The sequence below is a fragment of the Pseudoxanthobacter sp. genome, assembly GCF_036822375.1.
Classification (GTDB): Bacteria; Pseudomonadota; Alphaproteobacteria; order Rhizobiales; family Segnochrobactraceae; genus Pseudoxanthobacter.
This window is the reverse complement of record NZ_DAISHT010000123.1, coordinates 1-3,847: the sequence shown is the minus strand read 5'-3', so window position 1 is coordinate 3,847 and position 3,847 is coordinate 1. Positions and strand designations below refer to the sequence as shown.

Below are 3,847 nucleotides of genomic sequence, written 5' to 3'. Positions count from 1 at the left end.
CATCTGTTTGCGTAACCATGTGTCCGGCTGGTCTTTGCACGAGCCCCGGACCGGGATAGAGTTTCTTCTTATGAAGTCGTTGTTCCCGATCTCCGCCGTTCTGCTTGCCGCTCTCGCCCTGCCGGCGCGGGCGGCCGACGTTCCCGCCGCCGCCGAGCCTGCGCCGCCGCCGCCTGCGGCTGCCCCCCTGGCGGCCGGCGACAAAGCGCAATATCAGCTGACGGTCTATGGCTGGGCGACGGCGCTGAACGGCGAGGTGGGCGTGCGCGGCCTGCCGGCAACTTCCGTCGACATTCCGGCGGGAACCACGCTCTCCAAGCTGGACGGGGCGCTGATGGCCTCGCTGATGGCCGAGAAGGGCGACTGGACCGGCCTGATCGATGCGATTTATGCCAAGCTCGGCGACGATGCCGCCATCGGTCCGCGCAAGGCGGTGACGGCCAGCCTCGATCTGCGTCAGCTGATCCTGTCCGGCCTCATCGGCTATCGCCTGCCGCTGCCGCTGCCGCCGTCCGTTCGCCTCAGCGCCACGGCCGGCGTGCGCTACCAGCATTTCGATGCCTCGTTCGGCGTCAGCGGCCCGGCCGGCCTGCTGCAGCCGGGTGCCAGCGGCACGATCGGCTTTGCCGATCCGACGGTCGGGCTGATGATGAACTATGCCATCAGCGACAAGTGGTTCCTGAACGTGATCGGCGATGTCGGCGGCTTCGGGCTCAGCTCCAAGCTGACTGCGCAGGGCTTTGCGGCGGTCGGCTATAACTGGACGCCCGAGATCTCCACCGCCCTCGGCTACCGCGCCATCTACACCGACCACACCGACAACGGCTTCGTCTACAACGTCACCCAGCACGGTGCGTTCGCCAGCGTCGCCTATCACTTCTGAGGGCCGCGCGGCGCCGGCTTCTTTATGATTTCCTGATGCCGGCGGGCCGTCTTGCCAATCGATCCCTGACGCCGCTCTGCGCCACTCTCCCGCTGCCGCTTCCCACCTCCGGGAACCGGCACCGGGAGACTGAATTCCATGGCTGATCTTGCCTTTCTCGCGCTCGGCACGGGCTGCTTTGCAGCACTGGCGCTCTATGCGCGCGCACTGGCGCGCCTTTCCTGAACGGGGCGCGCCATGATCGAACCCGTTCTCGGCCTTCTCGTCGCACTGGGGCTGGCGGCCTATCTGGTCGCCACCCTTGTCGCGCCCGAACGTTTCTGACGCCGGCAGGAGGCTTGAAATGACCTTCGCCGGATGGCTGCAGATCGCAGCCCTTTTCCTCGCCGTGCTCGCCGTCATCAGGCCGCTCGGGCTTTATATGGCCCGCGTGTTCGGCGGCGAGCGCACGTTTCTTTCGCCCGTGCTGCGGCCCGTGGAGACGGGCTTCTACCGCCTCGCCGGCATCGCGCCGGAAAAGGAGCAGGGCTGGCTCGCCTATGGTCTTGCCATGCTGGCGTTCTCGCTGGCGGGCTTTGCCGTTCTCTATGCGCTGTTACGGCTGCAGGGCGTGCTGCCGCTGAACCCGCAGGGTTTCGCGGGCGTGGCGCCGGATCTGGCGTTCAACACCGCGGTGAGCTTCGTCACCAACACCAACTGGCAGAACTATGCCGGCGAGACCACGCTCAGCCACTTCAGTCAGATGGCCGGCCTTACGGTGCAGAACTTCACCTCGGCCGCCACCGGCATGGCGCTTGCGATCGCGGTGACGCGGGCCTTCGCGCGGTCGCGGGCGGCGACCATCGGTAATTTCTGGGTCGATGTCACCCGGGCTGCGCTCTATGTGCTGCTGCCGGTTGCCATCGTCATCGCGCTGGCCTTCGTGGCCATGGGCGTGCCGCAGACCCTTGAGGCCGGCGCGACGGCGACCACGCTGGAAGGCGGCCGGCAGGTCATCAGCCTCGGCCCCGTCGCCTCGCAGGAGGCGATCAAGCAGCTCGGCACCAACGGCGGCGGCTTCTTCAACGTCAATGCCGCCCATCCGTTTGAAAATCCGACCGCGCTTTCCAACCTGCTCAACATCTTCGCCATGCTGGCGGTGTCGTCGGCGCTGTTGTGGACCTTCGGCGACATGGTGAAGGACCGGCGGCAGGGCTGGGCGTTCGTGGCCACCGTGGGCGTGCTGCTGGTGGCCGGCGTGGCGGCCGTCTACATCGCCGAGGCTGCGGGCAATCCCATCCTGACCGCGCTCGGGCTCGACGGCTCGGGCGGCAACATGGAGGGCAAGGAGGTCCGCTTCGGCCTTTCCGCCAGCGCGCTCTATGCCGCGGTCACCACCGGCCTTTCCGATGGCGGCGTCAACGCCATGCACGGCTCGCTGACACCGCTCGGCGGTCTGGTGCCGATGTTCCTCATCCAGCTTGGCGAGGTGCTGCCCGGCGGCACGGGCTCGGGGCTTTACGGCCTCATCGTGTTCGCGGTGCTGGCGGTGTTCGTGGCCGGCCTCATGGTGGGCCGCACGCCGGAGTTTCTGGGCAAGAAGATCGGCGCCACGGAGATGAAGTGCGCGGTGCTGGCCGTGCTCATCCTGCCGGTTGCCATTCTCGGCTTTGCCGCGGTCTCTGCCATGCTGCCGGCGGCCGTGGCCAGCATCGGCACGCCGGGCCCGCACGGGCTGTCGGAGATCCTCTATGCCTTCACTTCGGCCGCCGGCAACAACGGCTCGGCCTTCGGCGGTCTCTCCGGCAACACGCTCTGGTACAACACCACCCTTGCCATCGCCATGCTGGCCGGCCGCTTTGCCTTTGTGGTGCCGGTGCTGGCCATGGCCGGCGCCCTTGCGGCGCGGGTGAAGACGCCGCCTTCGGCCGGCACCTTCCCCACCCACACGCCGCTGTTCGTCGGTCTGCTCATCGGCATCATCCTCATTCTGGGCGGTCTGCAGTTCTTCCCCGCGCTCGCCCTCGGCCCGGTTGTGGAGCATTTCGCCATGCTCGCCGGCCAGACGTTCTGAAGGAGCGGTCCCATGTCGTCCTCCTCTTCGTCCTCCTCCACCCCCGCCGGCACGCCGCGCCGGCCGCCGGCCGCCGGGCTTCTCGACCCCGCCATTCTGGTGCCGGCGGCCGGGGCCGCCTTTCGCAAGCTCGATCCGCGGCAGCTTGTGCGCAACCCGGTGATGTTCGTCACCGAAATCATCGCCGCGCTCGTCAGCCTCTGCTTCGTGCGCGATCTCGTGGCCGGCGGCGCGGCGGTGTTCTCCGGCCAGATTGCCGCGTGGCTGTGGTTCACGGTGCTGTTTGCCACGTTCGCGGAAGCGGTGGCGGAAGGCCGCGGCAAGGCGCAGGCCGACAGCCTGCGCCGCACGCGGGCCGAACTCACCGCCCGCCGCCTGCTGCCGGACGGCTCGGCCGAGCTGGTGCCGGCGACGGTGCTGCGCGTCGGCGACCGCACCGAGGTCGTTGCCGGCGAGCTCATCCCGGCCGACGGCGAGGTGGTCGAGGGTGTCGCCTCGGTCAACGAAAGCGCCATCACCGGCGAATCCGCCCCGGTGATCCGCGAGGCCGGCGGCGACCGCTCGGCGGTGACGGGCGGCACGGAGGTGCTGTCCGACCGCCTCGTCGTGCGCATCACGGTCGCGCCCGGCGCCGGGTTCGTCGACCGCATGATCGCGCTCATCGAAGGCGCGAAGCGCCAGAAGACGCCGAACGAAATCGCGCTGTCGATCCTGCTTTCCGGCCTGACGCTGATCTTCCTCATCGCCGTGGTGTCGCTGTGGGGCCTTGCCGGCTATTCCGGCACCCTGCTTTCGGTCACGGTGCTGGCGGCGCTGCTGGTCACGCTTATTCCCACCACCATCGGCGGGCTGCTGTCGGCCATCGGCATCGCGGGCATGGACCGGCTGGTGCGCTTCAACGTCATCGCCAC

The 3,847-nt window shown here is 68.5% G+C and carries 4 protein-coding genes; all 4 read left to right on the top strand.

The genetic code is table 11. The features are described from left to right. The first annotated feature begins 70 nt into the window (after nucleotides 1-70). Nucleotides 71-883, top strand: a complete 813-nt coding sequence (locus V7067_RS11840) for a hypothetical protein (protein ID WP_334176108.1) — start codon at nucleotides 71-73, stop codon at nucleotides 881-883. Between the two features lie 237 nt (nucleotides 884-1,120). Next, the gene (locus V7067_RS11835) at nucleotides 1,121-1,207 is read left to right on the top strand and encodes a potassium-transporting ATPase subunit F (RefSeq protein WP_334176114.1); all 87 of its coding nucleotides are present in this window, start codon (nucleotides 1,121-1,123) and stop codon (nucleotides 1,205-1,207) included. 19 nt (nucleotides 1,208-1,226) lie between these two features. Then, the gene (kdpA, locus tag V7067_RS11830) at nucleotides 1,227-2,936 is read left to right on the top strand and encodes a potassium-transporting ATPase subunit KdpA (RefSeq protein WP_334176107.1); all 1,710 of its coding nucleotides are present in this window, start codon (nucleotides 1,227-1,229) and stop codon (nucleotides 2,934-2,936) included. A gap of 12 nt (nucleotides 2,937-2,948) precedes the next feature. Beyond that, a partial coding sequence (locus V7067_RS11825) for an HAD-IC family P-type ATPase (RefSeq protein ID WP_334176106.1) occupies nucleotides 2,949-3,847 on the top strand: 899 nt, incomplete at its 3' end.

What these genes read in the sequence shown, in the direction of transcription:
- V7067_RS11840 (WP_334176108.1), top strand. Translation starts at nt 71, where the DNA reads ATGAAGTCGTTGTTCCCGATCTCCGCCGTTCTGCTTGCCGCTCTCGCC.
- V7067_RS11835 (WP_334176114.1), top strand. Translation starts at nt 1,121, where the DNA reads ATGATCGAACCCGTTCTCGGCCTTCTCGTCGCACTGGGGCTGGCGGCC.
- kdpA (WP_334176107.1), top strand. Translation starts at nt 1,227, where the DNA reads ATGACCTTCGCCGGATGGCTGCAGATCGCAGCCCTTTTCCTCGCCGTG.